Source organism: Burkholderia multivorans ATCC BAA-247 (genome assembly GCF_000959525.1).
Taxonomy (GTDB): Bacteria; Pseudomonadota; Gammaproteobacteria; order Burkholderiales; family Burkholderiaceae; genus Burkholderia; species Burkholderia multivorans.
This window is the reverse complement of the sequence record NZ_CP009832.1, coordinates 1,930,316-1,947,069: the sequence shown is the minus strand read 5'-3', so window position 1 is coordinate 1,947,069 and position 16,754 is coordinate 1,930,316. Positions and strand designations below refer to the sequence as shown.

Annotated in this window: 18 protein-coding genes; 11 read left to right on the top strand and 7 right to left on the bottom strand. The window is 68.6% G+C overall.

Going from position 1 to position 16,754, the window contains the following annotated elements:
* Positions 1 to 13: 13 nt before the first annotated feature.
* Together NP80_RS21420 and NP80_RS21415 are read right to left on the bottom strand one after the other, a co-directional pair.
* Positions 14 to 1,747 (bottom strand): ClcB-like voltage-gated chloride channel protein, encoded by a 1,734-nt coding sequence (locus NP80_RS21420; protein WP_006404756.1) that lies wholly within the window; start codon positions 1,745 to 1,747, stop codon positions 14 to 16.
* 103 nt (positions 1,748 to 1,850) lie between these two features.
* A complete protein-coding gene (locus NP80_RS21415; protein WP_080559059.1) occupies positions 1,851 to 2,918 on the bottom strand; it encodes a YeiH family protein in 1,068 nt (355 codons plus the stop codon).
* A gap of 112 nt (positions 2,919 to 3,030) precedes the next feature.
* On the opposite strand from NP80_RS21415, the gene NP80_RS21410 reads away from it, so the two are divergent.
* From NP80_RS21410 to NP80_RS21370, 8 genes are all read left to right on the top strand, one after another.
* Positions 3,031 to 3,924 carry a LysR family transcriptional regulator gene (locus NP80_RS21410; RefSeq protein ID WP_006408841.1) on the top strand — a complete coding sequence of 298 codons (894 nt, stop codon included), beginning with the start codon at positions 3,031 to 3,033 and terminating at the stop codon, positions 3,922 to 3,924.
* A 221-nt stretch (positions 3,925 to 4,145) separates the two neighbouring features.
* Positions 4,146 to 4,910, top strand: coding sequence for a TIM barrel protein (locus tag NP80_RS21405; RefSeq protein ID WP_035948423.1), 765 nt, complete (start codon positions 4,146 to 4,148; stop codon positions 4,908 to 4,910).
* A gap of 27 nt (positions 4,911 to 4,937) precedes the next feature.
* A complete protein-coding gene (locus NP80_RS21400; RefSeq protein ID WP_006404761.1) occupies positions 4,938 to 5,924 on the top strand; it encodes a sugar kinase in 987 nt (328 codons plus the stop codon).
* Between the two features lie 136 nt (positions 5,925 to 6,060).
* Entirely contained in the window at positions 6,061 to 7,341 is a 1,281-nt protein-coding gene (locus tag NP80_RS21395) for an MFS transporter (protein WP_006400012.1), read from the top strand.
* A 4-nt stretch (positions 7,342 to 7,345) separates the two neighbouring features.
* Positions 7,346 to 8,311, top strand: a complete 966-nt coding sequence (locus NP80_RS21390; protein WP_006412035.1) for a bifunctional glyoxylate/hydroxypyruvate reductase B — start codon at positions 7,346 to 7,348, stop codon at positions 8,309 to 8,311.
* Between the two features lie 286 nt (positions 8,312 to 8,597).
* Positions 8,598 to 9,641 (top strand): LacI family DNA-binding transcriptional regulator, encoded by a 1,044-nt coding sequence (locus NP80_RS21380; RefSeq protein WP_006412037.1) that lies wholly within the window; start codon positions 8,598 to 8,600, stop codon positions 9,639 to 9,641.
* A gap of 54 nt (positions 9,642 to 9,695) precedes the next feature.
* The gene (locus NP80_RS21375) at positions 9,696 to 10,484 is read left to right on the top strand and encodes a YhfC family glutamic-type intramembrane protease (protein WP_006412036.1); all 789 of its coding nucleotides are present in this window, start codon (positions 9,696 to 9,698) and stop codon (positions 10,482 to 10,484) included.
* 58 nt (positions 10,485 to 10,542) lie between these two features.
* The gene (locus tag NP80_RS21370) at positions 10,543 to 10,905 is read left to right on the top strand and encodes a DUF3022 domain-containing protein (RefSeq protein ID WP_006404765.1); all 363 of its coding nucleotides are present in this window, start codon (positions 10,543 to 10,545) and stop codon (positions 10,903 to 10,905) included.
* 56 nt (positions 10,906 to 10,961) lie between these two features.
* Here the strand turns inward: NP80_RS21370 and NP80_RS21365 are convergent, their stop codons facing one another.
* Together NP80_RS21365 and NP80_RS21360 are read right to left on the bottom strand one after the other, a co-directional pair.
* Entirely contained in the window at positions 10,962 to 11,393 is a 432-nt protein-coding gene (locus tag NP80_RS21365) for a PGDYG domain-containing protein (RefSeq protein WP_006400018.1), read from the bottom strand.
* Positions 11,394 to 11,527: 134 nt separating this feature from the next.
* Positions 11,528 to 12,067, bottom strand: coding sequence for a Spy/CpxP family protein refolding chaperone (locus NP80_RS21360; protein ID WP_006404766.1), 540 nt, complete (start codon positions 12,065 to 12,067; stop codon positions 11,528 to 11,530).
* 239 nt (positions 12,068 to 12,306) lie between these two features.
* On the opposite strand from NP80_RS21360, the gene NP80_RS21355 reads away from it, so the two are divergent.
* Both NP80_RS21355 and NP80_RS21350 read left to right on the top strand, forming a co-directional pair.
* Entirely contained in the window at positions 12,307 to 12,771 is a 465-nt protein-coding gene (locus tag NP80_RS21355) for an Lrp/AsnC family transcriptional regulator (RefSeq protein WP_006400020.1), read from the top strand.
* A gap of 517 nt (positions 12,772 to 13,288) precedes the next feature.
* Positions 13,289 to 14,389 (top strand): saccharopine dehydrogenase family protein, encoded by a 1,101-nt coding sequence (locus NP80_RS21350; RefSeq protein ID WP_006404771.1) that lies wholly within the window; start codon positions 13,289 to 13,291, stop codon positions 14,387 to 14,389.
* Positions 14,390 to 14,486: 97 nt separating this feature from the next.
* On the opposite strand, the gene NP80_RS21345 is transcribed toward NP80_RS21350, so the two are convergent.
* Entirely contained in the window at positions 14,487 to 15,104 is a 618-nt protein-coding gene (locus tag NP80_RS21345; RefSeq protein WP_006410728.1) for a P-loop nucleotide/nucleoside kinase family protein, read from the bottom strand.
* The gene (cydX, locus tag NP80_RS30135) at positions 15,101 to 15,244 is read right to left on the bottom strand and encodes a cytochrome bd-I oxidase subunit CydX (RefSeq protein ID WP_006404773.1); all 144 of its coding nucleotides are present in this window, start codon (positions 15,242 to 15,244) and stop codon (positions 15,101 to 15,103) included. The genes NP80_RS21345 and cydX overlap by 4 nt, the downstream gene beginning before the upstream one ends.
* A 177-nt stretch (positions 15,245 to 15,421) precedes the next feature.
* Here cydX and corA point away from each other — a divergent pair, with 177 nt between their 5' ends.
* Entirely contained in the window at positions 15,422 to 16,399 is a 978-nt protein-coding gene (gene corA / locus NP80_RS21335; RefSeq protein WP_006404775.1) for a magnesium/cobalt transporter CorA, read from the top strand.
* A 6-nt stretch (positions 16,400 to 16,405) separates the two neighbouring features.
* On the opposite strand, the gene NP80_RS21330 is transcribed toward corA, so the two are convergent.
* A complete protein-coding gene (locus NP80_RS21330; protein ID WP_006400027.1) occupies positions 16,406 to 16,693 on the bottom strand; it encodes a YciI-like protein in 288 nt (95 codons plus the stop codon).
* Between the last annotated feature and the right edge of the window lie 61 nt (positions 16,694 to 16,754).

The following is a 16,754-nucleotide window of genomic DNA, read 5'->3' as shown; positions in this document are numbered from 1 at the left end:
GCGGCGCGGCGGCTCAGCGCTCGCCCGTCATGCGCCGATACGCGTCGAGCAGCGAGGTCTTGTACACGACGCCCGCGAGCGTCGGCTCGGCTTCGCTCTCGATCACCGGCAGACGTTCGCCCTTGAACGCCATGAAGCGTTCGAGCGCGGTCGCGAGCGGCATGTCGGGCGTGAGCAGCGGAAACGGCGTGTGCACATAGTGCGCGGCCGTCTTGTCGGTCGTGTCGCGCTTGTCGAGCAGGTCGGACGTAATGTCCTTCAGCGCGACCGCGCCGCGAAAGCGCCCGGCATCGTCGGTCACGTACAGATACTTCACCGGATATTCGAGAAACACGCGCGTCATGTCGGCGACGCTCGCCGTGAGCGGCACGACCGTCTGCGCGGGTTGGATCAGCTCGCGCATCTGCGTGGTGCGCAGCCGCATCCGCTCGGCCGCGTCCTGATGATGGCGCAGCGTGATCTCGTACATCGACGTCGTGCCGGTCGCGCGCGCGACGAAGTACGCGAACACGCACGACACCATCAGCGGCAGCACGACCTGATAGCTGAGCGTCATCTCGAAGATCATCAGGATCGCCATCAGCGGCGCCTGTGTCGCGCCCGCCATGAACGCGCCCATCCCGACGATCGCATAGGCGAAGTACGCGGACGTATGCCCCGGCCACAGCGCGTTCATCGCGAGCCCGAACAGCGAGCCGAATACCGCGCCGACGAACAGCGTCGGCGTAAACACGCCGCCGATCGCGCCCGAGCCCGTCGTCGCGGCGGTCGCGAGCACCTTGAATACGAGCACCGCGACGAGCGCCTGCCAGGTCCACGGCGAATGCAGGATGTTGTTCACGACGCTGTAGCCGTTGCCCCATACATCCGGAATCCACACCGAGATCACGCCGACCACGAGCCCGCCGAGCGCGAGCCGCACCGGCAGCGGCACGGGCAGCCGCTTGAACTGGTTCTTCGACGCGTCGAGCAGATGCAGGAACTGCGGCGCGAGCACGCCGCACAGCGCGCCGAGCACGACGAACAGCAGCACCTCGGGGCCCGTGACGGCCGGAAACACCGGCATCTCGTACGGCGGCCGATAGCCGGCGAACTCGCGCATCACGATGTTCGCGACGACCGATGCGACGACCATCGGCCCGAAGCTTTCCATCGCGATCGTGCCGAGCACGATTTCGGAGACGAAGAACGCGCCGGCGATCGGCGCGTTGTACGCGGACGTGATGCCGGCGGCCGCGCCGCACGCGACGAGCAGCCGCAGGCGCGGCGGATCGAAATGCGCGAAGCGGCCGACGAGCGACGCGGCGAGCGCCGCGAGCTGCACCATCGGGCCTTCGCGGCCGATCGAGCCGCCGCTGCCGATCGTCAGCAGCGACGACAGGCTGCGCCACAGGCTCTGCCGCACGGGCACGATGCCGTTGCCGAGCGCGACGGCTTCCATATAGTCGGTCTTGCCGGACTTGCGTTCGCCGCGCGTCGCGAGCAGCAGCACGCCGCCCGCGAGCAGGCCGCCGGCGGCCGGCAGCCAGAAGCGCACGTACCACGGCAGGCTGCGCGCCATCTGCACGAAGCTGCCGCTGCGCCCGGCGATCAGATGCTGCATCAGGTCGATCCCTTCGCGAAACGCGATGGTCGCGAACGCGCCGCCGACGCCGACGATCGCCGACCAGATCAGCATCGTGTGGGCATCCGACAGGCGGAACAGCGTCTGTGCGCGGGTGCGCAGCTTCAGCAGGAACGAGAGCACGGCTGACAGGGGGCGATGGAAAACGACGCGAAGCATAGCACTGCGCCGCGCGCGCGGGAGATCCCCGTCGGGCGCGGCGCGCGAAGCGGTGCGGACGTGCGGCTCAGCCAAGCCAGTGCTGCACGGCCCACGTGATGCCGTAGCCGCCGACGATCAACCAGACGTACAGGATCAGCCCGGTGGTCAGCGCGCGCGGGCCGGCCTGGCGGATCTGCGCGACGCGCGTCTCGATCCCGAGCGCCGTCATCGCCATCGTCAGCGCGAACGTATCGAGCACGTTCAGCGTATGCGTGACGTCCGCCGGCAGCACGTTCAGCGAGTTGACGATCACGAAGGCGAGGAAGCCGAGCGCGAACCAGGGCACCGCGACCTTGCGCTTGCCTTGCGCGCCGCCGGCTGCCGTTTGCGCCGAGCGCGCGAGCCACCAGCCGAGCATAAGCAGCACGGGCACGAGCAGCATCACGCGCGTCATCTTGACGATCGTCGCGACGTGCGCGACCTGCGGGCTGATGTCGCTCGCGGCGCCGACCACCTGCGCGACCTCGTGGATCGTGCCGCCGAAGAACAGCCCGAGCCCGGCCGGATCGAGATTCAGCAGCCCGGCGTGATAGGCGATTGGATACAGGAACATCGACAGCGTGCCGAACAGCACGACGCTGCCGACCGCCATCGCGCTTTGATGGGGCTTCGACTGCAGCGTCGATTCGAACGCGAGCACCGCGGCCGCGCCGCAGATCGCGCTGCCGGCGGCGGTCAGCAGCGCCGCGTCGCGGTCGAGCTTCATCAGCTTCATGCCGGCCCAGGTGCCGATCGCGAGCGTGCTGACGACGACCAGCACCGATACCGTCAGACCCGGCAGGCCGACCTGCGCGATTTCCTGCAGGCTGACGCGCAGCCCGAAGAACGCGACCGCGATGCGCAGCAGCTTGCGCGCGGAGAAGTTCACGCCGGCCGCCCAGCTCGCCGGCATGCCGTCGCGCAGCGCATTGCCGTACAGCGCGCCGGCGACGATCCCGACGATCAGCGGCGACAGGCCGAGCGCGGCGATCGCGGGCAGTTGCGACAGGCTCGTGACGGCGGCCGCAAACAGTGCGACGAACAGCACGCCGTTCAACTGGCCGCGCATCGACGGCGCGGCGTGGCCGAGAGAGGGAGTCGGGGCAGTGGACATGGGAGGCACCGTGACAGCGTCGTTGCGATGGTCTAATCCTAAATTCGTTATATCGATATGAAAAATTGTGATTTGTGACATAAACTATCCGCCAAACCGATAATTCGACGCCATGACCCCGGATCAACTGATAACGTTCGCCGCCGTCGCCGAGCATCTGAACATCAGCCATGCGGCCGTCGCGCTCCATCTGTCGCAGCCGGCCGTGTCCGGCCAGTTGCGGCTGCTGCAGGAGGAATTCGGCGAGCCGCTGTACCAGCGCGACGGGCGCGGCATCCGGCTCACGCCGGTCGGCGAGCAGCTCGCGCAGTACGCGAAGGCGCAGCGCGACACGTTCGCGCAGGCACGCGCGTTCCGCGACGCGGTGCGCGGCCTCGATGCCGGCACGCTGCGGATCGGCGCGAGCACGACGCCGGCGAGCTATCTGCTGCCGTACCTGATTGCCGCGTTTCAGCCGCGGGCGCCGCGCATCGCGATCCAGACCATGAGCGGCAACACGGCCGACGTCGTCGCCGCGTTGCCGTCGCTCGATATCGCGATGATCGAAGGGCCGCCCGGCGACGCGTTGCCGCCGGGGACCGCGATGCACGTCTGGCACGAGGACGAAATCGTCGCGATCGTGCCGGCCGGCCATCCGCTCGCGGCGCCCGAGTACGACGCCGGCGTGACGCTCGATGCGCTGGCGCCGCATCCGCTCGTGCTGCGCGAGGAGGGCTCGGGCGTGCGGCAGCTCGTCGAGCGCGCGTTCGCACAGTGCGCGGCGCCGATGCGCGTCGCGTTCGAGATCGCCGGCGTCGAAGCGGTGAAGGAGGCCGTGCGCGCGGGCATGGGCGTCGGCTTCGTGTCGGCGATGTCGCTGCGTCATCGCGATGCGGCGCTCGTCATGCGTTCTTTCGCGCCGACGCCGCTCACGCGGCATTTCTCGATTCTGGTGCCGCATGGCAGTGCGCCGTCGCGGGCCGCCGCGCAGTTCCTCGAGATGAGCGTCGCGCATCCGATCGGATAACGGCCACGGCTCCACGCGCCGTGCACCACGTCGGTGCGGCGGCAGGCACGGACGATGCGCGCCGAGACGCGCGCGTCGCGCGGGGCGGGGCGGGCCCGCGGGGCGGCGTGCGGGCCGGCCGCCGACCCTAGGGATTTCCACTATGGTGCATGCCCGAAGCGAAGCGCACCATCCGTCTCAAGCAAATGGAACCGGTTCCAGCGCCGGGGAAAAAGGGCATCATGGCAGACATCGTGATCGTGGCGAGCGCATTCGGAATGGACCGTGTGCGCCAGGCGGGCCACAGTGCATTCGTCGCGGCGGCGGCAGAAGCCGGCGCGGCCGGATTCGAGGTGCGGCGCGAGCTGTTCGCGTCGGACGACGACGCGGCGCCCGGCGCGCTGGCCGCGCTCGGCGAACGGATCGCCGCACACCGGTTGTGGTCGGTCTATTCGACGCCGGCCACGCTGTACACCGACGACGGCGCGCTCGACGCGGCAGCGCTGCGCGACACGCTCGCCGAAGCCGACGCGCTCGGCGCGCGCTTCGTGAAATTCCAGCTGGGCGGCTTCGCCGGCGACGCGCACGCGGCCGACATCGTTGCGCTGTCGCGCGGTGCGCGGGCGCGTGTCGTCGTCGAGAACGGGCAATTGGCGGTCGGCGGCGCGTTCGCGCAATTTCGCGGGCTGTTCGACGCGCTCGCGGCGTGCGGCCTGCCCGATGCGCTCGGCATGACGTTCGACATCGGCAACTGGCAGTGGCCGGGCGAAGCGCCGCTCGCGTGCGCGCGCGCGCTCGCGCCGCACGTCGAATACATCCACTGCAAGGCCGTCGAAGGCGAGGGCGCGCGCCGCTTCGCCGTCGCGCCGGCGCCCGACGATCCGCTCGTGACCGACGTGCTGGCGGCGCTGCCGCCGCAGGCGCCGCGCGGGATCGAGTTTTCGTTCGACGCACACGATCCGGCGGGCGACGCACGCCGCCGCGTCGCGTGGCTCGCGGCCGCGTGACGCACCCAGGACACGGAGGATTCACTGATGCAGACAGCACTCGATATCGTCACCTACGGCGAAGCGATGGCGATGTTCGTCGCCGCGCAGCCGGGCCATCTCGCGCACGCGGCGCAGTTCACGAAGCGCATCGCGGGCGCCGATCTCAACGTCGCGATCGGGCTCGCGCGGCTCGGTTTCCGGGTGGGCTGGATGAGCCGCGTCGGCAACGATTCGTTCGGCCGCTACGTGCTCGACACGCTCGCGCGCGAAGGGATCGACGCGTCGTGCGTGACCGTCGATACGCGCTACCCGACCGGTTTCCAGCTGAAGTCGCGCAATGACGACGGCAGCGATCCGACGGTCGAATATTTCCGCAAGGGCTCGGCGGCGAGCCACCTGTCGTGCGACGACTACGTGGCCGACTACGTGCTCGGCGCGCGCCATCTGCATCTGACCGGCGTCGCGCCGGCGATCTCGGCGAGCTCGTGCGAACTGGCGTTTCACCTCGCGCGCGAAATGCGCGCAGCCGGCAAGTCGATTTCGTTCGACCCGAACCTGCGCCCGACGCTGTGGCCGTCGGCCGAGGCGATGGCGACGACGCTGAACGCGCTCGCGGCGCTCGCCGACTGGGTGCTGCCGGGCCTCGCCGAAGGGCGGCAGCTGACCGGCCGCGACACACCGGCCGACATCGCGCGCTTCTATCTCGACCAGGGCGCGCGCGGCGTCGTCATCAAGCTCGGCCCGCAGGGCGCGTACTATCGCACCGCCGACGGCGACGAGGGCACGGTTGCGGGCGAGCGCGTCGACAATGTCGTCGACACGGTCGGCGCCGGCGACGGCTTCGCGGTCGGCGTCGTCAGCGCGCTGCTGGAGCGCAAGCCGGTCGCGCAGGCGGTCGCGCGCGGCAACCTGATCGGCGCACTCGCGATCCAGGTGATCGGCGATTCGGAAGGGCTGCCGACGCGCGCGGCGCTCGACCGGCTCGAGCGCGAACGGGCCGAGCGAGTAGAGGAAAGCTTCGTCGCGCAATGAGAGGCCGGACACGGCACAATCCGCGAACCGGTTTCGCGCGCGCATCGCGATGCGCGGAGCCGCAGCAACGCATGCAGCAATCACCCCGATCGACGACGCCGACGCAAGCGCTCCGGTCGACACAGGAGACACTCTGATGGCAACCAATCTCGCACCCCGCCGCTGGTGGACGATCATGCCGATCGTCTTCATCACCTACAGCCTCGCCTACCTCGACCGCGCGAACTACGGGTTCGCGGCGGCGGCGGGCATCAACCAGGATCTCGGGATCGGCAAGGGCCTGTCGTCGCTGATCGGCGCACTGTTCTTCCTCGGCTACTTCTTCTTCCAGATTCCCGGCGCGATCTATGCGGAGCGTCGCAGCGTGAAGAAGCTCGTGTTCGTGAGCCTCGTGCTGTGGGGCGCGTGCGCGGCGCTGACCGGCGTGGTCAGCAACATTCCGTCGCTGATGGTGATCCGCTTCGTGCTCGGCGTGGTCGAGGCGGCCGTGATGCCGGCGATGCTGATCTACATCAGCAACTGGTTCACGAAGAGCGAGCGCTCGCGCGCGAACACGTTCCTGATCCTCGGCAACCCGGTGACCGTGCTCTGGATGTCGGTCGTGTCGGGCTATCTGGTGCACGAATTCGGCTGGCGCCACATGTTCATCGCGGAAGGCGTGCCGGCGATCCTCTGGGCCGTGTGCTGGTGGTTCCTCGTGCAGGACAAGCCCGCGCAGTCGCCGTGGCTGTCCGCGCAGGAAAAGCGCGATCTCGAGACGACGCTCGCGGCCGAGCAGGCCGCGATCAAGCCGGTGCGCAACTACGGCGAAGCGTTCCGTTCGCCGGCCGTGATCAAGCTCTGCGCGCAGTATTTCTGCTGGAGCATCGGCGTGTACGGCTTCGTGCTGTGGCTGCCGTCGATCGTGAAGAACGGCTCGGCGCTCGGGATGGTCGCGACCGGCTGGCTGTCCGCGCTGCCGTATCTCGCGGCGACGATCGCGATGCTCGCCGCATCGTGGGCGTCGGACAAGGTCGGCTCGCGGCGCGGGTTCGTGTGGCCGTTCCTGCTGGTCGGCGCGGCCGCGTTCGCCGCGTCGTTCGCGCTCGGTTCGACGCACTTCTGGATCTCGTACGCGCTGCTCGTCGTGGCGGGCGCCGCGATGTATGCGCCGTACGGCCCGTTCTTCGCGATCGTGCCGGAACTGCTGCCGAAGAACGTCGCCGGCGGCGCGATGGCGCTGATCAACAGCATGGGCGCGCTCGGCTCGTTCGTCGGCTCGTATTTCGTCGGCTATCTGAACGGCGCGACCGGCTCGCCGCTTGCGTCGTATGCGTTCATGAGCGCCGCGCTCGTCGCCGCCGTGATCCTGACGCTGTCCGTCAAACCCCAGCCGCGCGATGCCCATTCGCTCGCGGCCCCGCTGCAAGGAAAATGAAACGATGAAGCCTCGTATCGTCGCGTACAAGCCGCTGCCCGATGACGTCCTCGCGTATCTGCGCGAGCATGCGGACGTCGTGCAGGCCGACGGCGCCGACGCGCTGGCCGATGCGCTCGGCGATGCCGACGGCGCAATCGGCGCGAGCCTGAAGATCACGCCGCAGATGCTCGATCGCGCGCCGCGGCTCAAGGCGTGGTCGACGATTTCGGTCGGCTACGACAACTTCGACGTCGCCGATCTGACGCGGCGCGGCATCGTGCTCGCGCACACGCCCGACGTGCTGACCGAGTCGACCGCCGATACCGTGTTCTCGCTGATCCTGGCCTCCGCGCGGCGCGTCGTCGAACTCGCCGAGTGGGTGAAGGCCGGCCACTGGCATCGCAGCATCGGCCCCGAGCTGTACGGCACCGACGTGCAGGGCAAGACGCTCGGCATCGTCGGGCTGGGGCGCATCGGCGGCGCTGTCGCGCGGCGTGCGGCGCTCGGCTTCCGGATGCAAGTGCTGTACACGAACCGCACCGTGCATCCGGAAGCGGAAACGCAATACGGCGCGCGGCGCGTGACGCTCGACACGCTGCTCGCGGAGTCGGATTTCGTCTGTCTGCAGGTGCCGCTGTCGCCGGAGACGCGCCACCTGATCGGCGCCGCCGAATTCGCGAAGATGAAGCGCAGCGCGATCCTGATCAACGCGTCGCGCGGGCCGGTGGTCGACGAGGCCGCGCTGATCGACGCGCTGCGCGCCGGCACGATCCGCGGCGCGGGGCTCGACGTGTTCGAGAAGGAACCGCTGTCGGCCGATTCGCCGCTGCTGCAGATGAGCAACGTCGTCGCGCTGCCGCACATCGGTTCGGCGACGCACGAGACGCGTCATGCGATGGCGCGTTGCGCGGCGGAAAACCTGGTCGGCGCGCTGGCCGGCACGCTGCGCTCGAACCTCGTCAATCCGGACGCGCTCGCGCCGCGCTAAGGCGCCAAGGCGCTGAGGCAGGGCCGCGCCGGGGCGGCTGGCCGGCCGCGCGCCTGCCGTTAGAATCGACGGTCTTGGTGCCGGCGGGCGGCGTGCGTTATGATCGCCCGCTCGTCGCGCATGCGCGCGGCCGCGCCCGCGACGACGGTCCGTGCGACGCCGCGCGGCGCGCCGGTTCCGGTCGGCGTCCGATCGACAGAGGAGTCCGCCAGGTGGCTTTCGTATCCAACAACAATGGTCCGTCCGCCGACGCAGCGGCGCGGATCGCCCGTCGCGAGGCATCACAGTGACCGAATCGCAACTTTCCACGTCCCGTCCGGCGACGATCAGCGACGTCGCGCGCGAGGCCGGCACGGGCAAGACCAGCGTTTCGCGCTATCTGAACGGCGAGACGCACGTGCTGTCGGCCGATCTGCGCCAGCGGATCGAAGCCGCGATCGCGCGGCTCAACTACCGGCCGAACCAGATGGCGCGCGGGCTCAAGCGCGGCCGCAACCGGCTGCTGGGCATGCTCGCGGCCGACCTGACCAATCCGTATACCGTCGAAGTGCTGCAAGGCGTCGAAGCCGCGTGCCACGCGCTCGGCTACATGCCGCTGATCTGCCACGCCGCGAACGAAGTCGAGATGGAGCGCCGTTTTCTGCAGCTGCTGACCACGTATCGCGTCGAAGGGCTGATCGTGAACGCGCTCGGCGCCGAAGAGGAGGTGCTGCGGCCGCTGCGCGGCGGCGGCATTCCGGCCGTGCTCGTCGACCGGACGGTCGAGGGCTTCGAGGCCGACCTGATCGGCCTCGACAATGCAGACGCGATCGAGACGGCGCTCGCGCATCTGATCGAGCGCGGCTTCGACGCGATCCATTTCGTCGTGCAGCCGTTCGAGCACGTCAGCTCGCGGCGGCTGCGCGAAGCCGCGTTCCGTGCGGCGCTCGCCGCGCGCGGCATGCCGGTGTCGCCGACGGTCGTGCTCGATCTCAACGTGCCGCAGGCGGCTGCTGTCGCGCTGGCCGACCTCGATGCGCGAATCGACGATGCCGCGCGGCGCGGCGTGCGCGCCGCGCTGTTCGCGGCAAACGCGCCGGTCGCGCTCGCGATCGCGCGTCATCTGCGCGCCCGATTCGGCGCCGCGTGGCAGTCGAACGCCGCGCTGCTGTCGATCGACGATCCGGAATGGGCCGAGCTGATCGGCATCACGACGATCCGTCAGCCGACCTACGAGATCGGCTACAAGGCGGTCGAGTTCGTGCACGAGCGGATCGACGGCGCGGGCGGCGACGTGCGCGTCGCGATGCTGCCCGGCGAGCTGATCGCGCGCGCGTCGACCGCAAGCTGAGTATCATTCGGGGCACGCGGCGCGTTCGGTGCGCCGCGCCCAACAAGGAACTCCATGACCGTTGCTCCCGTCACGCTGGCCGTGCTGATTGCGGCCACGCTGATCATCGCGCTGCTGCCGCTCGTCCTCTTCCGTTATCTGCGCAAGCCGCTTGCGCTCGACCGCCGCGACACGATCGTCGGCGTCGCGATGTTCGCGCTGTCCGCGATGATCGTGGAACGCGCGTTCCACGCTTTCGTGCTGAGCAGCACGCCGGCCGGCGGCTGGCTCACGCATCCGCTCGCGTTCGTCGCATACAGTGCGCTCGCGACCGCCGTGTTCGAGGAGTTCGGCCGCTATCTCGGGATGCGCTGGCTGAGCCGCCGCTACGGCGCGTCGGCCGGCGACGGGCGCGGGATCGGCTACGGGATCGGGCACGGCGGCGCGCAGGCGTGGTTCGTCGGCGTGCTGGTATGGGGGCAGTGGGCGTATCTCGGCTGGCTCGCGAGCCGCGGCCAGCTCGACGCACAGCTTTCGGATCTGCCGCCCGACACCGTGGTGCGGCTGCAGATGATGCTCGCGACGCTGTCGGTACCGAACGTCGTGCTGCTGCTGCTCGAACGCGTTGCCGCCTTTGCGGTGCAGGTCGCGCTGTCGGTGTTCGTGTGGCGCGGCGTGCGGGCCGGCCGCGCCGGCGTGCTGCCCGCGGCGATCGTGCTGCACGCGCTCGCGGCCGCGCCCGCGCTGCTGTATCAGGTCAGGATGCTGCCGGCCGCGTGGGCCGAGGCCGCGTACTTCGTGATCGCGGCGCTCCTGACAGCCGTGCTCGTGAAGACGTGCCGCGCGCCGCGCGCGGCGAACTGACCCGTGCGGACGAACGGTTGCGCCACGCCCGCGCCGACGCGCGGCGACAGAGGATGACATGGACGACTATCAGATTGACTGCGCAAGCGCGGAATTCGATGCGCTCGCGCGCGTCATTTGCGATCTCTTTCCGGAACAGACGCGTTTCGTCGAAAGCAGCGATGCGCGTGGACGCTTTCTGTCCGTGCACTGGCTCGCGATGCGTTTCGGCGCGACGCCGAAGCGGATGACGCTCGACGTACGGATCGCACCGGCCGCGCTGGCCCGCTATCTGGCGCTGAAGCCGATGCAGCGCGCGCGCAGCCACGCGGTGCTGCATGCCTATACGGAAGCGATGCTCGGGTCGCTCGAAGAGCGGCATGCGGCGGGCGAGACGATCGAGCGCGAAGCGGAACTCGCGCTCGACGAAGATTTTGCGTGACGGCGTGAGCGCGATTACGTGACTGCGCGATGACGTGTGGCCCGCGCGTCGCGCGCTCACGCGTCGCGGTAGACCTGCGCGAAGCGCTGCGCCTGTACGACGCCGTAGTCGCCGGGCGCGTATTGCATGACCCAGTCGCCGGCCGCGCCGCGCAGCGTATCGCCGTTTTCCGAGCGCGCGATGGCGAACGGTTCGTCCATCCGGCGTGCGAGCACGACCGTCGGCCGGTTCCGGTATGCGCCCGGTGCGCCGTGCGCGAGCGCCGGATCGGCCGGCACGTACTTCGCGTCGAAGCGCGCGCGCGACACGACCCAGCGGTCGCCGGTCGAGCCCGTGATCAGCGCGTCGCCGGCGACGTAGCGGTTCGGACCTTCGAGGCTCATCAGTTCGCCGGCGGCGTCCGCGAACGCGACGGTGACGGTTTCATCCTTGACGACGCGGCGGGCCTGCGGATCGGTGCGCAGGTCGAGGTGCTTGAGTTCGAGCATGGCGGAAGGGCGGGAAAAGCCGGGAGCTTATCCCGAAATTGACGCGCCGTGTGAGGCGCGTCGACTGCAGGCCCGGTGCGCGGCGCCGCCCGGCCGCAGCGGGCAGGGCGGGCGGCCGCCGTACGGCCTCAGTATCAGGGCTGCGCCGGCGCGCTCGCGGCCGGGGCGGCCGCGGCCTTGCCTTCCTTCGCGTTGCCCTTGCGGCGGTGCTCGCCGCCGTGGTGCAGCCAGCTGCGGAACGTCGTGTCGGCGAGCGCCTTCTGCTCGGCCGGGAAGCTGTCGTAGAGCGGCGCGAACGCGTCAGCGAGCTTCTTCGCGCCGTCCGCGTTTGCCTGTGCGAGTTCCGCGTACTGCTTCATGTCGTCCACGGCGGACACGTTGCGGCTTTCCATCCGCGCGCGGTAGAGACGGCCCATCGTGTCCCCGTTGTCGCGCATCGTGTCGGCGAACGTCTTCCATTGCGATTCCTGTGCCGGCGTGATCTTCAGCTGATCGTGCAGATACTTGATGCGCTGCTCGATGCGCGCTTCGCGACGTGCGGCGCGCTGCTCCGCGCTCGGCGCGGACGCGGCCGACGTCGTCGCGGCCGAAGCGGACGTTTGCGGCTGCGGCGTCTGCGCGAAGGCGCCGGCGGCAACGAGGAGCGTAGCGAGGGTGAGCGAGATTTTCTTCATGGTTGGCTCTCCGGGTGGTGTCTTGCGAGCGGGCGTGGCGGCCGTTGCCGCGCGCGCCTCTCGCGTCGCCGCTATTAGTAGCACGTTGCCCGCGTCGCGGCAGCGAATGCGACACTTGCTTACATCCGATACGAATCGAAATTGAAAGGTCGGTGCGTGCAGGCGTTCGGGCGCAGCGGCGTTCGCGCTATCATCGCGGCACGTCCACTTCGCCGGCGCACGGCGCCGCGCACAGCCTCATGCGCCCACCCCGTCTCGACCAGCTCGACGATCTCGATCGGCAACTCGTCGCGTTGCTGCAAGCAAATGCGCGTGCGAGCGTTGCCGATCTCGCGCGGCAGCTCGACGTCGCGCGCACGACCGTCGTCGCGCGCATTGCGCGGCTCGAACGCACGAACGTGATCGCGGGCTACAGCGTGCGGCTCGGCCAGGACGTGCTCGACGCGAGCATCTACGCGTACGTCGGCATCATCCTCACGCCGAAGTTCGGCAAGGACGTGCTGCGCAAGCTCGACCGCATGCCTGAGGTGCAGCTGCTATGCGCGGTGAGCGGCGAATACGACTACGTCGCGTGGCTGCGCGCCGATTCGCCGGAACGGCTCAACGATCTGCTCGACCAGATCGGCACGCTCGAAGGCGTCGAACGCACGACGACGTCGATCATCCTGTCGCGCAAGATCGATCGCGGGACCATCGGCGGCTGAGTGCGCGGTGCGCCGCAAGCCGCGCGTATCGGGCGAGTCGTCGTGCGGTTCGTCGCGTCGCGCGACGCGAATACGCGTCCGCCATTTCCCCTTCGGGATAAGCGTCTCTGTCCTTCATGACGATGCCGATCGAGCGATCGGCGAACGTCATTTGCCCTTCGTGAGGCAGTTCGATCGGCGCTCGCCGGATGCGCTCGCGATTGTCGTTACCACGGTGTGCGATGTGCAGCGATCGGCGTTTCGATCGCCATCAACTGCCGCTTTTCCTTCGTGATTTCCCTTGCCGGCCGGCGCCTGCGCGTGCGGCGAATCGGCACGTCGCGCGCGCGCGCCGCGCCGCGCGACACGGCCGTTTCGACAGCGTTTCGTCGTTTCGGCGAAACGTGTCGTCATTGCGTCGAAATTATCGGTCGTTTCGCATCATTCTTCGTCTTGGAACTGATTTTGCGCATCTCTACACTGCGGGTCATGGCTCGACGCCGTCCACAACACCAACCCATCATCAGGAGATAAGCGCATGAAAATCGCCATCGTCGGCGCCGGTTTGATCGGCCACACCATTGCTCACATGCTGCGCGAAACGGGCGACTACGAAGTCGTCGCGTTCGACCGCGACGCAGACGCGCTCGCGAAGCTGTCGCGCGAAGGCATCGCGACGCAGCGGGTCGACTCGGCCGACGCCGCTGCGATCCGCGAAGCCGTGAAGGGCTTCGATGCGCTGATCAACGCGCTGCCGTACTACCTGGCCGTGAACGTGGCGGCCGCCGCGAAGGCCGCAGGCGTCCACTATTTCGACCTGACCGAAGACGTGCGCGCGACGCACGCGATCCGCGAACTCGCCGAAGGCTCGGATCGCGCGTTCATGCCGCAGTGCGGCCTCGCGCCGGGCTTCATCGGCCTGGCCGCGCACGAGCTCGTGAACGGCTTCACCGAGGTGCGCGACGTGAAGATGCGCGTCGGCGCGCTGCCCGAGTATCCGACCAACGCGCTGAAGTACAACCTGACGTGGAGCGTCGACGGGCTGATCAACGAATACTGCCAGCCGTGCGAAGCGATCCGCGACGGTCGCAAGCAGTGGGTGCAGCCGCTCGAAGGCCTCGAGCATTTCTCGCTCGACGGCACCGAATACGAAGCGTTCAATACGTCCGGCGGCCTCGGCACGCTGTGCGAGACGCTGTCGGGCAAGGTCGAGTCGCTCGACTACAAGTCGGTCCGCTATCCGGGGCACCGCGATCTCGTGCAGTTCCTGCTCGAGGACCTGCGCCTGTCGAGCGATCGCGACACGCTGAAGTCGATCATGCGCCGCGCGGTGCCGTCGACGAAGCAGGACGTCGTGCTGGTATTCATCACGGTGACGGGCGTGAAGGACGGCCAACTCGTGCAGGACGTGTTCACGCGCAAGATCTTCGCGAAGGAAGTGTGCGGCATGCACATGAGCGCGATCCAGATCACGACCGCCGGCGCGATGTGCGCGGTGCTGGACCTGTTCCGCGAGAAGAAGCTGCCGCAGAGCGGTTTCATCCCGCAAGAGAAGGTGTCGCTGAAGGCGTTCCTCGCGAACCGCTTCGGCAAGCTGTACGACGGCGGCACGATGGAGCGCGTGCACGCGGTTGCCTGATAACGACAAGACCAGACCGAGAGGGCCGGACGACGCCGGGCGTGCAGCTGCACGTCCGGCGTCGTCGTTTCGGCGCAGGGAAGGGCGCGTGCGCGCTTCAGGCCGGCAGCGGCGGGACGATCGTCGCGGCCGGAGCGGGCGGTACGATGCGAACCAGCAGTGCGTCGATGTCCGCGTCGGACGGCGCGGTGTTGTCGAACATCACGATGCCGTCGCATTCGGAGCCGGTCGGCACGAAGCGGCGCTGGCGGTATTCGTCCCAGTGCGCGAGCTTGTATGCGTCGTTCGGGTTGCCGCGCGCGACGATCCGCTCGCGTGCGACTTCTTCGGCGGTATGCACCCAGACGACCGTCAGCGCGACGTCGGGCGCGATGCCGAGCCAGGCGCGATCGAGAATGCGCCGGTTGCGCACCTCGCGCGACAGCGGGCCGACGACGATCGCGCTGATGCCGAGTGCGAGGTTTTCACGTGCGGTATCGAGCAGGCCCTGGTACTCGGGATCGCGCAGATGCTGCAGAAAGAGCGGGCTGTCGCGATCGTTCGGATCGGCGGTGAGCGCGCCCATCGCGGCGGCGCTGTAGCGGCCGTACAGCGTATCCTTGTCGAGCAGGCAGAAGGCCTCGCCGGTCGCGCGCATCAGCGGCCGGATCAGCCGTTTCGCGAGCGTGGTCTTGCCGGTGCCGGCGTGGCCGCAGAAGAACACCAGATGCGTCACGAGCGGCGGCTCCCGGCATGCGAAGCGGGCGCGGCGCGGCGGCCGTCGCGCGAGAATACTTCGGCTTCGAGCCACATTGCGTTGACGATGCCGAAGCCGAGCGCGACGCCGATCCCGAGTATCCACGCGAAATACCACATAGGTCTGCCTCCTTGACGGTTGCGCTGCATGGTCGCGTTCGCCCGGCCGTGCGTACCGGTGCGCGGGCGGCGACGCGCGAGAGTCCGATCATGACCAATATCGGCGCACGGTGCAAGCCGGCCGCGCGCGCGGCAAACCGGTAAACTGACGGGAAAACGGCAACATCATCCGACAACATGCTGATCAACTGCGCTGCATATCAGGACGGCCGCAAGCTCGCCGACATCGAGATCGAGGCCATCAGCGACTACGTATCGAAGCCCGAATGCTTCGTGTGGGTCGCGCTGAAGGACCCGACGCCCGAGGAGCTCGAGCTGATGGGCGAGGAGTTCGGGCTGCACGAGCTTGCGCTCGAGGATGCACGCAAAGGGCATCAGCGGCCGAAGATCGAGGAGTACGGCGATTCGCTGTTCGCGGTGCTGCATACGGTCGAGCTCGACGACGACGGCGAATTCAAGGTCGGCGAACTGAACCTGTTCGTCGGCCCGAACTATGTGCTGTCGATCCGCAACCATACCGAGCAGGATTTCCGCGAAGTGCGCAAGCGTTGCGAGCGCGAGCCCGAGCTGCTGCGCGAGGGGTCGGCGTTCGTGTTCTATGCGCTGATGGATCAGGTCGTCGATCGCTACTTTCCGATTCTCGAGACACTCGGCAACGAGCTCGACGAGCTCGAGGACCGCATCTTCGCGAAGGCGACGACGGCGTCGTCGCGCGCGATCATCGAGGATCTCTATTCGCTGAAGCGCCGGCTCGTGCTGCTGTATCAGCACACCGCGCCGCTGATCGAGCCGCTCGCGAAGCTGACGGGCGGCCGCATTCCGAACGTCTGCAGCGGGATGGTCAACTATTTCCGCGACGTGTACGACCATCTGCAGCGGATCGTGAAGACGATCGAAGGGCGGCGCGAGATGGTCGTGACGGCGATCCAGGTGAATCTCGGGATGATCTCGCTCGCCGAAAACGAGGTGACCAAGCGGCTCGGTTCGTTCGCCGCGCTGTTCGCGATCCCGACGATGATCGCCGGCATTTACGGGATGAACTTCGCGAACATGCCCGAGCTGCACCTGAAATACGGGTTCTACGGCTGCATCGCGGTGATGGTCGCCGCGGATCTCGCGCTGTGGTGGCGCTTCAAACGCGCAGGGTGGCTGTAGCCGCGATCAGCGCGGCGCGTGCTTGCCGACGACGACGCGCCACGGCCGCACGCGCCACGATTTGACGAGTCCGTTCTGCACATACGGATCCGCACGCGCGAACGACTCGGCGATGGCCGGCGAATCGCCTTCGAACACGAGCACGGCCTGGTCGGCCGGATCGGCGAGCGCGCCGGCGAGCACGAGTTCGCCGCGTTCGGTGGCGGCCCGCGCGAGCGCCAGATGCTCGGCGCGAAATGCTTCGCGGCGGGCCAGATAGTCGTCGACGAGATCGTAGATCAGCTGGAAATGCATGATGGCTCCGGGATCGGTCGGCGCGCGGGATCGCGCGCGGCGCGGTCAGTATAGGACAGCG